This window comes from Faecalibacillus intestinalis (assembly GCF_015097455.1).
Classification (GTDB): domain Bacteria; phylum Bacillota_I; class Bacilli_A; order Erysipelotrichales; family Coprobacillaceae; genus Faecalibacillus; species Faecalibacillus intestinalis.
Genome location: NZ_AP024085.1, coordinates 2,436,004 through 2,452,310, shown reverse-complemented (window position 1 = coordinate 2,452,310; position 16,307 = coordinate 2,436,004). Strand labels below are relative to the sequence as shown.

The following is a 16,307-nucleotide window of genomic DNA, read 5'->3' as shown; positions in this document are numbered from 1 at the left end:
AGGATTACTTGTTTGTACAACTTGTACAAACAAGTTTTTTAATGAAAAACTTGATTTTTATTAAAGGACAGGTGTAAGCTTTTGAAGAATGAATAATAAAGGATGAAGGAAAATGAATGTTAATGAAATAAGAGAAAAAAGTAGAAGTGTTATTGGACCTTATTGTAAGTCATGTCCAGTATGTAATGGAAAAGCTTGTTCAAATAAAATACCTGGCCCAGGGGCTAAGGGAACAGGGACAGTTGCTATTAAAAATTATGATGCTTGGCAAAAGATAGAAGTTAAAATGGACACATTAGCTGAAAATAAAGAGATTGATACAACCTTTAAAATGTTTGGTAAATCATTTAAATATCCTATTTTTGCTGGACCAGTAGGAGCTGTTGGTCAACATTATAGTGATTTATACAATGATAATAGCTTTAATGAAATTTATGTACGTGCTTGTGCTAAAAGTGGGATTGCAGCTTTTACAGGTGATGGTTTAAATGAAGAAATTATGATTCATGCAACACATGCTATTAAAGAAAATAATGGCATTGGTGTTCCAACGATTAAACCTTGGGATAAAGATACTTGCTTTAAAAAATTAGATCTTGCTAATGAATCAAATGCTTTTGCGATTGCTATGGATATTGATGCTGCAGGACTCCCTTTTTTACAAGGAAGAATTCCTCCAGCTGGTAGAAAGAGTGTAGAAGAGTTAAAAGAGATTATTGATTATGCCCATGTTCCTTTTATTGTTAAAGGAATTATGTCAGTTGAAGGTGCACAAAAAGCGATAGATGCAGGTGCTAAAGCAATTGTAGTTTCTAATCATGGTGGTCGCGTTTTAGATGGTACACCAGCAACAGCATGTGTTTTAGAAGAAATTGCTGATCAATTTAAAGGACGGGTTAAAATCATTGTTGATGGAGGAATTCGCAGTGGATTAGATGTTTTTAAGGCTTTAGCTTTAGGAGCTGATGCCGTGATTATTGCACGTCCATTTGTGAATATGATTTATGGTGGTAAAGATGAAGGTGTTGAAGCTTATGTTCAACAGTTAGGACAGGAGTTAAAAAATACAATGATGATGACAGGTGTTTCTTCTTTAAAAGAGATATCTAAAAAGAATATTTATAAATAGAGTGTTTTGTGTAATAAAACAAAATACTTTTTTTTATTATAATAATAATCATTGTTTATGAATTATTATCGTGATAATATATAGATATGAATTATTATCATAATAATAAGGGAAATGAGGAAGAATAGTATGTACAAAAGTTTAGAACCTTATGCAAAATTAGTTAATTTTTTAAGTGCTGCATTAGGTGACAATTGTGAAATAGCTTTACATGATTTGACATCTAAAGATCAAGAAATTGTAGCTATTTCAAATAATCCAATTTCAGGAAGAGAAGTTGGAGCAAAATTATCAAATTTATCTTTACATTATTTAGAAGAAAAACAATATTTAAATCATGACTTTGTCATGAATTATAAAACTGTAGGTAATGATGGTAAATTAATGAGAGCAGCGACTTATTTTATTAAAGAAGAAGGTCGTGAAATGCCCGTAGGAATGTTATGTATTAATGTGAATATTTCAGATTTAGAATATTTAACTTCTACAATTAAAAAGATTTTAGGGATTAAGGAAGAAAAAGATATTGAATTTAAAATGGATAATCCAGTTGAAATCTTATCATCTCCATTGGATGAAATGATTGATATGTATATTAAAGAATGCTTAGAAAAGATGGGATTCCCAAGTTATTTCTTAGCTGAAAGATTAAATGTAGATGAAAAGATAAAAGTTGTAAAATATTTACAAGAAAAAGGGACTTTTAAGGTTAAAGGTGCTATTGTATTAGTGGCTGAAAAATTAGCGGTATCTGAACCAACAGTTTATCGTTATTTGAAGAAAAATGTATAAAGGAGAATATGAATGAGTGATTTAGTTTATGTAAGTGGACATAGAAATCCAGATACAGATAGTATTTGTTCGGCAATTGCTTATAGTTATTTATTAAATGCAACAAATAAATATAATGCAATTCCTGTACGTTTAGGAGAAATTAATAGGGAAACTGAATATGTTTTAAAACGTTTTGGAGTAGAACATCCTGTTTTACTTAAAACAGTTAAACAAAAAGTTGAAGATTTAAATTATGATAAAGTAACTGTTTTTTCTAAAGATTTAACTTTAAAAACAGCTTGGTTTTTATTAAAACAACAAAATTTAAAATCTGCACCTATTTTAGATGAACATGGACAATTATTAGGTTTATTATCTACTTCTAATATTATTGAAGGTTATATGGATCAATGGGATAGTGAAGTTTTAAAGAAAGCTAAAACTCCTGTAGAAAATGTAATTGATACTTTAGAAGCAAATGTGATTTATTTAAATAATGCGTTAAAAGTGATTGAAGGAGATATTCACATTGCAGCAATGTCAGGTAGTGAAGCTAAAAAACGTATTCATGAAAATGATGTTGTGATTGTAGGTGGAGATAGAAGTGATGATTTAGAAGAACTTATTTCAGTTAAACCATCTTTAATTGTATTAACTGGTTCTTTAACTGCTGATGAAAATGTTGTAAAAAAATGTGAAGAACAAGGAATTTCAATTATTTCTACACCATTTAATACTTATCAAACATCTCAACAAATTGTTCAAGCAATTCCTGTTGAATATGTCATGATCAAAGGAGATATTAAAACTTTCTCTACAGATGATACTTTAGATTATATGAAAGAAGTTATGTCTGAAACAAGATATCGAGGATATCCAGTTATTGATTTAAATAATCGTTGTGTAGGAAGTATTTCTCGTTTTGCTTTATTAAAAGGATTAAGAAAAAAAGTTGTTTTAGTAGACCACAATGAAAGAGGACAATCTATTCCAGGTATTGAAGAAGCTGATATTTTAGAAATCGTGGATCATCATAGGGTAGCTGATATCCAAACAGTAGGACCATTAATGTTTAGAGGAGAACCATTAGGTTCAACAGCTACAATTGTAACTAAAATGTTTGATGAATTAGATGTTGAAATGCCAAGTCATATTGCTGGTTTATTATTAGGTGCGGTTGTTTCTGATACATTATTATTCAAATCACCAACTTGTACACCAGTTGATACTAAGATTGCTAAGAAACTAGCTAAAATTGCAGGTGTTGATATTCAAGAATTTGCAATGGAAATGTTTAAAGCAGGAACTTCTTTAGTTGGTAAAACTGTAGATGAAATCTTTAACCAAGACTTCAAAAAATTCAGTTTTGATAACTTACAAGTAGGGGTTGCTCAAGTAAACTCAATGGATATTGAAGGATTCTTACCATACAAAAAAGATATGTTAGATTATATGAATAAATTTGCGGAAGATAATAATTTAGAATTCACATTATTATTACTTACAGATATTATCAACGCTAACAGTGAAATCTTTGTTGGTGGACCACGTCCTGAATTAGTAGAAAAAGCATTTAATGTTCAATTAACGGAATGTCAAGGAACATTAGTTGGTGTTATTTCTCGTAAAAAACAAGTAGTTCCAGCAATTACTGCTGTTATGAGTGAATAAGATGAGATTAGATAAATTTTTAAAAGTATCAAGAATTATTAAAAGACGTACTTTATCCAAAGAAATTTCTCAAAGTGAACGTGTAAAAGTCAATGGTAAGGTAGCTAAACCTTCAACAAAGTTAAATGTTGGAGATTTGATTGAAATTGAATTTGGAAGAACGATATTAACGGTTAAAGTTAAACTTCTTAAGGAACATGTTTTAAAAGATGAAAGTACAATGCTTTATGATATTGTTGATGAAAAAAGAAAAGAAGTAAATGAATAAGAGAATGTCATGAACATTCTCTTTTTTCATATGATGTAGAGGAGGGATATTATGGATAATCAAATACATTTTGAACAAACACCTTATCATCATGTGTATTTAAAAGATCGTAAGACATTGGAGCTTACAGGCATTAAAAAAATTGAAAGTTTTGATTCTTTAGAATTTTTAATTGAAACATCTTTAGGATATTTAAATATTAAAGGTAGCGATTTAGCACTTGTGCGTTTTGATCAAGAGAAAAAAGAGGTCAGTATTAAAGGAAATATTGATGCGATTTCTTACTTATCGAATAAAAGAACAACAAAGAGTAAAGATAGTGTTTTAAATAAATTATTAAAATAATGGATTTAATTACACAAATACAAGGAATAGGGTATTCTTTTGTATACGGGATTATCTTTACCTTTGTATATCATTTTATTTATAGTCATCTCATCAAAATTAAAATCAAATTTATTTATTTTATTATGCAAGGTTGTTTTGGTATTATTTTTGCTGCAATCTATTTTATAGGCTTATTAAAAATCAATGAAGGTATTTTAAGAGCGTATTTTTTAGTGAGTGTTTTAGCGGGATATGTTGTTTATCAAAATTTGATGCATGAAAAAATGTATATTGTGATCGTTAAAATAAACCAAAAATTAACACGACTATTTAAACCTGTGCGCTTTGTTTTTTTGAAGTTTGATGGTATAATAGGGTCTATAAAAAAGAGGGTGAAAAGATGACAAAAAAAAGACTAAAAAAAGTGTATAAACCAATGGCTTATATTTCTATTGGATGCTTTTTAATATACATCTTATTATCTCAAGCCATGTCTGTTTTTTCAAGAACAGCAGAAATTGATAAACTCGAAAAAGAAGTCGCAATAGTAAAAAAAGAAAAGAATGATTTACAAAATGAAGTAAGTCTTTTAAATGATGATGATTATGTGACACGTTATGCAAGAGAAAACTATGTTTTCACAAAAGATGGGGAACAAGTTGTCATCTTACCAGATATAGATCAAGAAAAATAAGCAAAGATTGCTTATTTTTGTTTTAGGAGATTTTTTATGATTATTCAAGAAGAAATGTATATACGTTCATTAAAAAGAACAAGAAAAATAGATATTTATGTTCCAGATGATTATCAAACATCAAAAAAAAGATATCCTGTTTTAATTATTAATGATGGACAAAATGCTTTTTTTGATGAGCAATCTTATATAGGAAAAAGTTGGGGGTTTTTACAAGCGGTAAAGCAATTAAATATTGATGTGATTTTAGTAGCTATCTATTGTAATTTTGAACTTTTAAAAAGAGAAGATGAATATGGGCCATGGATTATGAATCAAGATTTATCAAGAGAATATGGTACACATAGACTCGTAGGAGGAGAAGGAAATGCTTATGTGACATTTCTAACAACGCAATTAAAACCTTATTTAGATCAAAACTTTCCTACTAAAATAGATGATTATGGGATAGTGGGAAGTTCAATGGGAGCTCTTATTTCATTTTACGCTTTTTTAAAGTATCCTACGATCTTTAAAAAATGTGCTATTTTATCAACAGCATTTTGGATTTATGAAGAAGAATTTGTAAATTTATTGAAAGTCAGTTCAATAAGTCATAATATGTTGTATATGGATGTTGGTGGTCAAGAAGATGATAAAAGGTATATTCCAAGTAATGAACATTTAAAAGAATGTATCGAGGGAAAATTACAAAATTATCAATATCATTTTTTTCCAAATGGAAAGCATAGTGAATATGATTGGTCACAAAGAGTACCACTTTTTTTAGAAATGTTTTATGGAGGATAATTGTATGTATCGATTAATGTTTTCAGATTTAGATGAAACTTTATTAGTAAATCATCATGTACCAAAGGTAAATCAAGAAGCTATTTTAAAAGCTAGAAAAGAAGGTTTAAAGTTTGTTCCTTGTACAGGAAGAGCTTTTAATATGATTCCAGATATTTTAAAAGAAATAGGCACATATGATCAAGCAGGAGAGTATTCTTTATGTTTTAATGGAGGATTGATTGTTGAAAATAAAAATAATAAGGTTCTTCATTTCAAAGGATTAGAGTTTGAAAAAGCAAAAGAAATATTTGACAATGCAAGAGATTTAGATGTTTGTGTTTTAGTATTTACTTTAGATTGTTGTTATATTTTTCATGCTGATGAAGATGAAATTCAAAGAAAGATTGCTCAAAAAGCTAAATTTGAAGTGATTGATGATTTTGATATTTCTTTTTTAAAGAATGAAAAAATAGCTAAGATTTTATATGAAAAAAGAGATATGGATTATTTAAAAGTACTAGCTTTAAAATTACCTCAAAGTATTCAAGATACATGTAGTATAGCTTTTTCTAGTGGACGTTATTTAGAGATGAATACTAAAGGTGTTGATAAGGGATATGGAATGCGTTGGTTAGTTGATTATTTAGGCTATGATATGGATGAAACGATTGGTATTGGGGATAATTATAATGATGTAGAAATGATTAAAACTGCGAAATTAGGATGTGCTGTTGCTTGTGCGAGAGATGATATTAAAGAATTGGCACAGTATGTAACAAAGAAGGATTATGATGAAGGGGCAGTAAGTGAAGTTATTGAAAAGTTTGTATTAGGAGAAGATCATGAATAGATTTAAAACAATAGTAGAAATTGAATCTCAAAAAGAATATTATCAAAAGTTACATCAAATCATTGAAAAAGAATATGAAACTAAAACAATTTATCCACCAAAACAAGAAATCTTTAGAGCACTTAATTTATGTGATTTTGATGATGTTAAAGTTGTTATTTTAGGACAAGATCCTTATCATGAACCTCATCAAGCAAATGGACTAGCTTTTTCAGTAACTAAAGATGTTCGTATTCCTCCTAGTCTTGTTAATATTTATAAAGAAATACATGATGATTTAGGATTACCTATTCCTCATCATGGGGATTTAACTTATTGGGCTAAACAAGGTGTTCTGTTACTTAATAATGTTTTAACTGTTGAAAGAGGTAAAGCTAATTCACATAAAGGATTAGGATGGGAAACTTTTACTTTAAATGTTGTCCGTTATTTAAATGAAAGAGAAAAGCCGCTGGTTTTTATTCTTTGGGGAAAGAATGCTATTGAAAAGAAAAAATATATTGATTCTAGACATTTAGTTCTTACAAGTGTACATCCTTCACCACTTTCAGCTTATAGAGGATTTTTTGGATCAAAACCATTTTCTAAAACAAATGCTTTTTTAATAAAAAATGATATGACACCAATTGATTGGAGTAATCCAGATGTTTAAAACAGTAGATGAAGCCATTCATTTTATAGAATCTCAAAGAGCTAAACGCTCTTTTGAAGATTTTCAAAAGATAATAGAAAGATATCAAATACCTATTGATTTAAAAAATGTAATTCATGTAGCAGGAACAAATGGTAAAGGGTCAACTGTTACATTTATAAAAGATTTATTAATGAAACAAGGATATCATGTAGGTACTTTTACTTCACCTTATATTATTAAACATCATGAAAGAATTTCAGTTGATGGAAAACCTATATCAGATGATGATTTATTAAGATTCATTAATCGATTACTGCCTTTAATACAACAAGAACATCTTTCAATGTTTGAAATAGATACGTTGATTATGTTGTATTATTTTAATGAATTAGATTTAGATTATCATATTATTGAATGTGGTATAGGAGGACTTCATGATAAAACAAATGTGATTAAAAGTAATGTTGCAGTGATAACAAATATTGGTTATGATCATCAATTTATGTTAGGTGATACTTTGTTAGAAATAGCACATCATAAAGTAGGGATTGTTAAAGAAAATGTTCCTTTATTTACAACTGAACAAAATAAAGAAATATTAAGTTATTTTAAAGATTATTGTACAAAACATCAAAGTACTTTTTATCCTTTACAAGTAGAAAAACAATATCAGTATCCTTATCATCTACATTTTCATCAAAAAGAATATGTATTACATTTACCAACATATCAAGTAAGTAATTTAACGCTTGCTTTAAATGTTGTTGATTATCTTTGTGATTTAAATGATGAAGATATTCAAGCGGTGATCGATGATTTTAAATGGCCTTGTCGTTTTGAACAATTTGGACATCTTTATTTAGATGGTGCTCATAATATCAGTGGAATAGAGGCATTAATTCAAACAATCAAAGAAAGAAAGTTGGAAGATGTTGGAATTGTTTTTAGTGCTTTGATGGATAAAGATTGTCAAAAGATGTTAGATATGTTGAAAGAATTTGATGTTGTGATTGCTGATTTTGATGATGAAAGAAGTCAAGGGGGACATATTTCCTATCAAAAAGCTATTGAAATAATGAAGGCTAAACATCAAAATATTGTTGTAACAGGATCATTACATTTTGTATCAACAGTACGAAAATATGTAATAAGTGCGTAAGCACTTATTTTACTTTATATTGATAATCTAAAGGCTCATCAAATTCTGCCCATAATAAATAAACAAGTAATAACATTACTGTTTTACCAGTATCAGTTACGATAATAAAATGATCTCTACCAGCTTGTTGCAATGTTCCTGTATAAATCTTATCATTCCATGTTTTGGAACCGGTATAACTAAAATAGAATGTTCCTTTTTTACCAACGTTAACACGTAAGATATTTTCAACATATGTTTGTTCTACGGGTTGAGTAGGGGGAACAGTTTGTTGCCTGGTAAGATTTTCATTATCATCTTCTTTTACTAAGTAAGGGTTTAAATCATCAAAATAATCCATAGAGACCTCCTATAAGTCACAATTATCTTTTAACCCTGGGTTATAAAAACAATGTTTTTTATATCTTCCAGATAGTCTTCCATAAAACGTTTCTGGACAATCAACATTTGTGCCAGGATTTTTAAACCATAAGGCGTTCGTGGCGGGTTCATTTCGATAGCCATTAATACATCTTAAGGCAATGTCTTTTTCATTTTGACTCACAGGTTCATTAAATAGCGGTTGTCCTACTCCAGCAAATTGATTTGTCTGATAGACAACTTCACTAATAGTTCTGACATTTCTAAAAATGTCACAATTTGCGACAACACGATTGACAACGACATTTCCTACAAGGAGCATGCCTTCTTCGCCCTCTCCTAAAGCTTCAGATTTTATCAATCTCGCCAATAATTCGACTTCTTTTTCGGTATATGAAATTCGAGCCATGTTTTCACCTCAAAATAATTTATGATTATCCTTTAAATTTATGTCAAAAAAGGAGTACAATAATATTAGCCTAAGTATTTGATCTATTATTGCTTAAAAACTTAAATAATTCCGTGAATTATAAAGTGAAATATGATAAGATAAAGATGTAGATTAAAGCGCTTACATTTTGTATAGGAGGAGTTAAAAATGGGAAAAGAAATTGTCGCTATGATTTTAGCTGGAGGGCGTGGAACACGTTTAAAAGAACTTACAGCAAAAGTCGCAAAACCGGCAGTTCACTTTGGGGGGAAATATCGTATCATCGACTTTCCACTAAGTAACTGCGCAAATTCAGGTATTGATATCGTAGGTGTACTTACACAATATGAATCAGTTTTACTTGGAACTTATGTTGGAGCTGGAACTAAATGGGGATTAGATGGAGCTAATTCTTTGGCTGCTATTTTACCAGCACGTGAAAGAGACGAAGTAGGAGCCACTTGGTATGCAGGTACTGCAGATGCCATTTATCAAAACTTAGATTTCTTAGATCGTTATGATCCAGAATATGTTTTGATTTTATCAGGAGATCATATTTATAAAATGGAATACGATCAAATGTTAGAAGCTCATAAACAACGTGGTGCAGATGCTACAATTGCAGTATTAAATGTATCACTTAAAGAAGCGAGTCGTTTTGGTATTATGAACGCTCATGAAGATGGAACTATTTATGAATTCGAAGAAAAACCAGAACATCCAAAATCAACTCTTGCATCTATGGGTATTTATATCTTTACTTATAAACAATTACGTAAATATCTAGTAGCTGATGCAAAAGATAAAGATAGTAAACATGACTTTGGTATGAATATCATTCCAGCAATGTTAAATGATAATAAAAAGCTTTATGCTTGGGAATTTGATGGATATTGGAAAGATGTTGGTACTGTAGATAGTTTATGGGAAGCTAACATGGATTTACTTAAAGATAAAGATTTAGATTTATATAATATCAAAAAAGATTGGAAAATCTATACTGAAGACACTTTAGGAAAACCTCAAATTATCGGTGAAAAAGCAGAAGTTAAAAACTCTCTTGTTACTCAAGGATGTATGGTTAACGGAACTGTTGAAGGATCTGTTTTATTCAATAATGTCAATGTTGGAGAAGGCGCAAAAGTTGTTGACTCTGTATTGATGCCTGGTGTTCTTGTAGAAGAAGGGGCAGAAATCTATAAAGCCATTATTGATGAAAATGTAGTTGTTAAAGCTGGAACTGTCATTAATTCAGAAGCTAAAGAAGTTGAATTAGTGAGCGATAATAGTAGATAAGAGGGGGAAGTAAAGATGGCAAAAGTTATTGGTTTAGTAAACTTACATTCAGATATAGAATTTACGGGATTAACAGAAAGAAGACCAGTGGCCTCTGTAAGCTTCCTTGGTCGTTATGGAATTATTGACTTTGTTTTATCAAATATGTCAAATTCTAAAATAGATGCAATTGGGGTTATGATTCAAAAGAAACCACGTTCTTTATTTAAACATTTAGGAAATGGTAATTCTTGGAACTTTAACCAAAAAGCTGGTGGTGTTTCATTACTTTATAATGAAAAATATGCTAACGATCCTAAATACAATCATGATATTAACAACTTAGTTGAAAATATTCATTTCTTAGAAACAAGTAATGCAGATTATGTTGTGATTGCACCTGCTCATATCGTTACCACAATGGATTATAATGATGTGATTACAGCTCATGAAAAATCAGGAGCAACAATCACAATGACTTATCGTAAAGCAAAAGATGCAGATGTTGCTTGGGTTGGTTGTGATGTTTTAGAAATAGATAAAGATGGTTTATTAACTGGTAAAACAATTAATAAAGGTACAAGAAAAAGACAAAATATTTCATTAGAAACTTATGTAATCAATAGAAAAGAATTATTAGAAATCATGAAAAAAGCACATAAGATTTCTGCTTTCTATGATTTAAAAGATATTCTAGGATATTTATGTGATGAAAAACAAATTCATACTTATGAATATAAAGGATATGCTAGATGCTTAGATTCTACAGAAGCATACTTCAAATATTCATTGGAAATGTTAGATATTGATATTTCATCACGTGTATTTAAATCAAATTGGCCAATTTATACAAATACAAACGACACACCTCCAACAAAATATTTAGCAAACGCTAATGTAAAAAAATCATTCGTAGCTAATGGCGCAGTAATTGATGGAACTGTTGAAAATAGTATTCTTGGACGTGAAGTTACAATTGGAAAAGGTGCAGTTATTAAAAATTGTGTTATCTTCTCTGGATCTAAGATTGCTTCTGGAGCAGTATTAGAAAACGTAATTATTGATAAACGTGCAAAAGTTGAAAAGAAATTAGAATTAAAAGGAACAGAAACAAGTCCACTTTATATTAAAGAAGGAGACCGTGTTTAATGAGAGTTATGTATGTTGCCAGTGAAGCGACTCCTTTTATCAAATCGGGTGGTTTAGCTGACGTTATTGGTTCATTACCAAAAGAAACAGCAAAAAAAGATGTTGAAAGTATTGTTGTTATTCCTAAATATCAAGATATGAAATTTGTAGATCAAATTGAATATGTAACAAATTTTGATATCTATATGGGATGGAGAAAACGCTATTGTGGTATATTTAAAGCTGAAGTAGATGGTGTAACTTTCTATTTCATTGATAATGAACAATATTTTGGTAGACCAGGATTATATGGTTATGATGATGATTATGAAAGATTTGCATTCTTTGATTTTGCGGTTCTAGAATTAATTAGTCATTTAAATATTAAACCTGATGTTTTACAATTAAATGATTGGCAAACAGCAATGATTGCAATGCTTTATAAAGAAAGATATTGTTATTATGATTATTATCAAAATATTAAAATTGTATTCACAATTCATAATATTTTGTTCCAAGGAAAAGCTGATCCAAAATTATTGGAAGAATACTTTGCGTTAGATAGTTATTTATATTATAACGGGAACTGTCGTAATGATGGATGTTTAAATATGATGAAAGCGGCAATTTTCTACAGTGATGTTATTACGACAGTGTCTCCGACTTACGCTAAAGAAATTTTAACTGATCAATATGGTGAAGGATTACAATCTATTCTTGAAATGAGAAAACATGATTTATATGGTATTTTAAATGGTGTTGATTATGATGTTATCAATCCAAGTAAAGATCAAACAATCGTTAAAAAATATTCAGCTCGTTCAGTTAAAAATGGTAAGTTGGAAAATAAATTAGCATTACAAAGACAAGTTGGATTACCAGAAGATCCAGAAGTTGCTTTAATCGGTATCGTAACAAGATTAACTGAACAAAAAGGATTAGATTTGATTATTAATCAATTTGAAGCAATGTGTCAAAGAAAAGTTCAAATCGTTATCTTGGGTTCAGGAGATCGTATGTATGAAGATGCTTTAAAAGGTGCAGCATGGGCGCATCAAGATAAAGTATCATTCCAATGTAAATATGATTTTGTATTATCAAATCGTATCTATGCAGGATGTGATATGTTCTTAATGCCATCATTATTTGAACCTTGTGGTTTGTCACAAATGATGTCATTAAAATATGGAACAATTCCTATTGTTAGAGAAACAGGTGGTTTAGCTGACAGTGTTCAACCATATAATGAATTTGAACAAACTGGTACAGGATTCAGTTTTTCTAACTATAATGCACATGAGATGATGGATACAATTGATTATGCATTGCATACTTTCTATGATTATCCAGATGCATGGGATGCAATAGTGCAACGTGCAATGGCTGAAAAATTAGATTGGGATGCAAGTGCAGAACAATACATTCGTTTATTTGCGTCATTACTTTAAAAATAGAGGAGTATCACTTGGTGGTACTTCTTTTATTATCTTGAAAAGTATTGATAATAAGGGTATTATATGAAATATAAGGGAGTTGTTGACGTGAATAAAAAAGGAAACAAAAAGGGGTTTACATTAGTAGAAATTATTGTTGTACTTGTTATACTTGCTATACTTGCAGCTATTGCAGTTCCATCAGTATTAGGATATGTTGAACAAGCAAAAGAATCTGAACAATTATATAAAGTAAGAGATGCATTGATTGCATCACAAACAACTTTGATTAGAACTTATGGGACTGATGGTGAATTTGGTGAGGATAATGGCTCTAAAAATGGAAATAAAAAATTAACTAAAGAACAGGCTGCTGATTTAAAATCAAAAGCAGGATTGGAAAAAAATCCATATATATTGATTTTTGGAGCGGGGCATACTTCTTATAAAGGAAGTGCAGATGAAGAAAAAATGTATCATGTTTACTGTGTTATCTATCAAGAAACAAAAGATAGTAAGCCATGGTTTTATGATGGTAAAATATGGTCTCATAAATATTTATGGTCTAAAAGCGGAGAAGCAAATGCTAAAGAAGAAGTGGGGCGTGCAATGTATACAAAGGCTGAAAATGGCATTAACTATAATCGTATGAAAGGTGTAAAGGATTCTACCAAACAAGATGTTAAAGTACAATTGTATTGTGCTTATATTAAAGGTGAATCTAATGCTTCTGATAATGTTCCTGGTTTTTGGAATGATATAAGAAATAAAAGCAATTAATGTCAGTTTAAACTGGCATTTTTTTTTAGAACAAAATGAAGAACAAAATGGTCTTTTCCATAGAGTTGTCAAAATCAATAAAGTCGTGTAGAATAATAAGAAGACGAGGTGATGATATGAAAAGCATAATAAAATTAATGGTGGTTTTTGTTTGTGTTGTTTCATTAGTTGCTTGTGGAAGAAAAGATACAACTGTTTCAGCAAATAAAGATGGTGTTTTATATGAGGCAGGTGTAGGTGTTTCTTTTTATTATCCTTCTGATTTTAAATTAAGTGAGGGTAATCCAAATGATGGAGTTACACGTTTTACTAAAGAAAATCAAATATTATTTTATAAAGTAGAAGAAAATGAATATGATAACGATACTGATCAATTATCTGAACTTTATAAAGGTGAATTAGAGGCTTCAGAAGTTTCATCATTAAAAGTTAAAATGCCAGCTTTAGAAAGTGGACTTAAATGTTATGAATATAAGGGAAGTTATGTAAAAACTGGATTGAAGTTTATTCATTTAGTATATTTTGATGATAAGAATACGTATGTTTATGGTTATGAAGCAAATCGAAAAGATTTTAGAAAGAATTTAAAGAAAATGATTGTTTATTTAGAGTCTTTTACGAAGTCTTCTGGATTGTAAAATAAATATTTTGTGATAGAATAAGGTCAATAAAAAAAATTATAGGTAAGAGAAGTATATTGATGATATTTTATAGAGAGGGCATGCTGGTGGAAATTGTCTAAATGATTGAATAGAAATGCACTTACTTGAGTCTTTTGAAAAGAAAGAACGTTGATTGCGTTAAGGTCATGATAAGCATCGTCTATCTGGTGGAAGAACACGGCAGTGTCTAGATAGTGTATGCTTTTTTTATTAGAGGAGAGAGGAACATTATGAAATTATTTAATACACTTACAAATAAAAAAGAAGAATTTAAACCTTTAAAAGAAGGTGAAGTAAGTATTTATGTATGTGGACCTACAGTTTATAACTATGTTCATATTGGAAATACAAGACCAATGATTGTTTTTGATGTTTTAAGAAGAACATTTGAATATTTAGGGAATAAAGTGACTTTTGTTTCAAACTTTACTGATGTAGATGATAAAATTATTAAAGCAGCTAAACAAGAAGGTATTACTGAAAAAGAATTAACTGATAAATATATTAAGGCTTATGAAGATGTTAGAAGAGGATTAAACTTAGAATTTCCTACTTATGCACCTAGAGTTACAGAAACAATGGATCAAATTATTTCTTTTATTCAAAAATTAGTAGATAAAGGTTATGCATATGTAGTTGATGGAGATGTTTATTTTAGAGTTTCTAAAGTAAAGGAATATGGCGAATTATCGGGTATTAAAATTGAAGACCTTGTAGCAGGTGCAAGTGAACGTGTTGAAGATAAAGGTGTTAAAGAAGAAACAACTGATTTTGCTTTATGGAAGAAAACAGATGAAGGTATTCAATTTGATAGTCCTTGGTCAAAAGGGAGACCAGGATGGCATACAGAATGTGTTGTTATGATCAATGATATTTTTGAAAATGGGCGTATTGATATCCATGGTGGAGGTCAAGATTTAAAATTTCCACATCATGAAAATGAAATTGCTCAATCAAGAGCTTTAAATGGACATCCTATTGCAGATACATGGATGCATAATCAAATGATCAATATTAATAATGAAAAGATGTCTAAATCTTTAGGTAATGTTGTTTGGGCTAAAGATTTAATTGTAGAACTTGGATGCAATGTTTATAAATGGTTTATGTTATCAAGCCATTATAGAAATCCTTTAAATATGACAAATGAGATTATTGAAGGTGTAAAAAAAGAAGTAGCTAAAGTAGAAAACGTTTTAAAACAAACATCTCTTTATGTACAAGTAAATCATCTTGATGGTGATGGCTTTAATAAAGACACTGTTGATCATATGGTAGATGCTTTAGCGGATGATTTAAATACTTCTTTATCTTTAACTGAAATTTTAAATCAAGTTAAAGTATTAAATCAAGCAATGCGTGTTAAAGAAAAAGACAATACTTTAATTTTAAAAGAATATAATACTTTACTTAAGATGACAGATGTCATTGGATTTGTTTTTAAACCAAAACAATTAGATGAAGATGAATTAGAATTATATTCAAAATGGTTAGACGCTAAAGCTGTTAAAGATTTTGAAAAAGCTGATCAATATCGTGAAGAATTAATTCAAAAGGGGATTATTTAATGAATCCAGATTTTATCAATCCATTAGTTCTTGCTTATTTAGGAGATAGTGTTTTAGAACTTTTAGTTAGAGATTATTTAGTAAAAGAAAGTGAACTAAAAAAAGTAAATGAGTTGTGCCAAGAAGCAACTCATTTTGTTAGTAGTTTGTCCCATGAAAAATTTATTTTACATTTATTAGAAATTGATTTTTTAACTGAAAAAGAAGTTGGTATTTTTAAAAGAGGGAGAAATACAAAAACTTCTAAAAGAGATACTAAAGAACATCGTTATTCAACAGGATTTGAATGTTTAATAGGACATTTATATTTAAATGAATGTAAAGATAGAATTTATGAGATATTTGATGAATTCAAAAGATATGTAAATGAGACAAATTTGAGACAAATTTGAGA

20 protein-coding genes are annotated in these 16,307 nt (G+C 29.4%); 18 read left to right on the top strand and 2 right to left on the bottom strand.

The window, feature by feature from the left end; genetic code table 11:
* Nucleotides 1-112: 112 nt before the first annotated feature.
* The 11 genes from Fi14EGH31_RS13035 (at nucleotide 113) to Fi14EGH31_RS12985 (ending at nucleotide 8,277) form a co-directional block, all read left to right on the top strand.
* The gene (locus Fi14EGH31_RS13035; RefSeq protein WP_200764912.1) at nucleotides 113-1,129 is read left to right on the top strand and encodes an alpha-hydroxy-acid oxidizing protein; all 1,017 of its coding nucleotides are present in this window, start codon (nucleotides 113-115) and stop codon (nucleotides 1,127-1,129) included.
* A 129-nt stretch (nucleotides 1,130-1,258) separates the two neighbouring features.
* Entirely contained in the window at nucleotides 1,259-1,921 is a 663-nt protein-coding gene (locus Fi14EGH31_RS13030) for a helix-turn-helix transcriptional regulator (protein WP_022002649.1), read from the top strand.
* A 12-nt stretch (nucleotides 1,922-1,933) separates the two neighbouring features.
* Nucleotides 1,934-3,574: a putative manganese-dependent inorganic diphosphatase gene (locus Fi14EGH31_RS13025; RefSeq protein ID WP_200764911.1), complete on the top strand. Its 1,641-nt coding sequence runs from the start codon at nucleotides 1,934-1,936 to the stop codon at nucleotides 3,572-3,574.
* A gap of 1 nt (nucleotide 3,575) precedes the next feature.
* Nucleotides 3,576-3,842, top strand: a complete 267-nt coding sequence (locus Fi14EGH31_RS13020; RefSeq protein WP_022002647.1) for an RNA-binding S4 domain-containing protein — start codon at nucleotides 3,576-3,578, stop codon at nucleotides 3,840-3,842.
* Nucleotides 3,843-3,893: 51 nt separating this feature from the next.
* On the top strand, nucleotides 3,894-4,187 hold the full coding sequence (gene yabP, locus Fi14EGH31_RS13015; protein ID WP_022002646.1) for a sporulation protein YabP: 294 nt from the start codon (nucleotides 3,894-3,896) through the stop codon (nucleotides 4,185-4,187).
* Nucleotides 4,187-4,573: a spore cortex biosynthesis protein YabQ gene (gene yabQ, locus Fi14EGH31_RS13010; protein ID WP_022002645.1), complete on the top strand. Its 387-nt coding sequence runs from the start codon at nucleotides 4,187-4,189 to the stop codon at nucleotides 4,571-4,573. The genes yabP and yabQ overlap by 1 nt, the downstream gene beginning before the upstream one ends.
* Entirely contained in the window at nucleotides 4,570-4,863 is a 294-nt protein-coding gene (locus Fi14EGH31_RS13005) for an FtsB family cell division protein (protein ID WP_022002644.1), read from the top strand. Before yabQ ends, Fi14EGH31_RS13005 begins: the two co-directional genes overlap by 4 nt.
* 36 nt (nucleotides 4,864-4,899) lie before the next feature.
* The gene (locus Fi14EGH31_RS13000) at nucleotides 4,900-5,652 is read left to right on the top strand and encodes an alpha/beta hydrolase (RefSeq protein ID WP_022002643.1); all 753 of its coding nucleotides are present in this window, start codon (nucleotides 4,900-4,902) and stop codon (nucleotides 5,650-5,652) included.
* A 4-nt stretch (nucleotides 5,653-5,656) separates the two neighbouring features.
* Nucleotides 5,657-6,484, top strand: a complete 828-nt coding sequence (locus Fi14EGH31_RS12995; RefSeq protein ID WP_107030079.1) for a Cof-type HAD-IIB family hydrolase — start codon at nucleotides 5,657-5,659, stop codon at nucleotides 6,482-6,484.
* Nucleotides 6,477-7,136 carry a uracil-DNA glycosylase gene (locus tag Fi14EGH31_RS12990; RefSeq protein ID WP_117480846.1) on the top strand — a complete coding sequence of 220 codons (660 nt, stop codon included), beginning with the start codon at nucleotides 6,477-6,479 and terminating at the stop codon, nucleotides 7,134-7,136. The genes Fi14EGH31_RS12995 and Fi14EGH31_RS12990 overlap by 8 nt, the downstream gene beginning before the upstream one ends.
* On the top strand, nucleotides 7,129-8,277 hold the full coding sequence (locus Fi14EGH31_RS12985; RefSeq protein WP_195933290.1) for a bifunctional folylpolyglutamate synthase/dihydrofolate synthase: 1,149 nt from the start codon (nucleotides 7,129-7,131) through the stop codon (nucleotides 8,275-8,277). Before Fi14EGH31_RS12990 ends, Fi14EGH31_RS12985 begins: the two co-directional genes overlap by 8 nt.
* A 4-nt stretch (nucleotides 8,278-8,281) precedes the next feature.
* Here the strand turns inward: Fi14EGH31_RS12985 and Fi14EGH31_RS12980 are convergent, their stop codons facing one another.
* Together Fi14EGH31_RS12980 and Fi14EGH31_RS12975 are read right to left on the bottom strand one after the other, a co-directional pair.
* Nucleotides 8,282-8,617 carry a spore coat protein GerQ gene (locus tag Fi14EGH31_RS12980; protein WP_022002639.1) on the bottom strand — a complete coding sequence of 112 codons (336 nt, stop codon included), beginning with the start codon at nucleotides 8,615-8,617 and terminating at the stop codon, nucleotides 8,282-8,284.
* A gap of 9 nt (nucleotides 8,618-8,626) precedes the next feature.
* Complete coding sequence (locus tag Fi14EGH31_RS12975; protein WP_022002638.1) at nucleotides 8,627-9,046, bottom strand: cell wall hydrolase; 420 nt, start codon at nucleotides 9,044-9,046, stop codon at nucleotides 8,627-8,629.
* Nucleotides 9,047-9,235: 189 nt separating this feature from the next.
* On the opposite strand from Fi14EGH31_RS12975, the gene Fi14EGH31_RS12970 reads away from it, so the two are divergent.
* The 7 genes from Fi14EGH31_RS12970 (at nucleotide 9,236) to Fi14EGH31_RS12940 (ending at nucleotide 16,305) form a co-directional block, all read left to right on the top strand.
* Nucleotides 9,236-10,363, top strand: a complete 1,128-nt coding sequence (locus Fi14EGH31_RS12970) for a glucose-1-phosphate adenylyltransferase (RefSeq protein ID WP_117826327.1) — start codon at nucleotides 9,236-9,238, stop codon at nucleotides 10,361-10,363.
* Between the two features lie 15 nt (nucleotides 10,364-10,378).
* A complete protein-coding gene (gene glgD / locus Fi14EGH31_RS12965) occupies nucleotides 10,379-11,491 on the top strand; it encodes a glucose-1-phosphate adenylyltransferase subunit GlgD (protein WP_022002636.1) in 1,113 nt (370 codons plus the stop codon).
* On the top strand, nucleotides 11,491-12,918 hold the full coding sequence (gene glgA, locus Fi14EGH31_RS12960) for a glycogen synthase GlgA (RefSeq protein ID WP_022002635.1): 1,428 nt from the start codon (nucleotides 11,491-11,493) through the stop codon (nucleotides 12,916-12,918). Before glgD ends, glgA begins: the two co-directional genes overlap by 1 nt.
* 69 nt (nucleotides 12,919-12,987) lie before the next feature.
* Nucleotides 12,988-13,683 (top strand): type IV pilin protein, encoded by a 696-nt coding sequence (locus Fi14EGH31_RS15430; protein ID WP_234697793.1) that lies wholly within the window; start codon nucleotides 12,988-12,990, stop codon nucleotides 13,681-13,683.
* A 116-nt stretch (nucleotides 13,684-13,799) separates the two neighbouring features.
* Nucleotides 13,800-14,321, top strand: coding sequence for a hypothetical protein (locus tag Fi14EGH31_RS12950; protein WP_022002633.1), 522 nt, complete (start codon nucleotides 13,800-13,802; stop codon nucleotides 14,319-14,321).
* Between the two features lie 254 nt (nucleotides 14,322-14,575).
* Nucleotides 14,576-15,913: a cysteine--tRNA ligase gene (cysS, locus tag Fi14EGH31_RS12945; RefSeq protein WP_022002632.1), complete on the top strand. Its 1,338-nt coding sequence runs from the start codon at nucleotides 14,576-14,578 to the stop codon at nucleotides 15,911-15,913.
* Entirely contained in the window at nucleotides 15,913-16,305 is a 393-nt protein-coding gene (locus tag Fi14EGH31_RS12940) for a Mini-ribonuclease 3 (protein ID WP_022002631.1), read from the top strand. Before cysS ends, Fi14EGH31_RS12940 begins: the two co-directional genes overlap by 1 nt.
* Nucleotides 16,306-16,307: the final 2 nt, after the last annotated feature.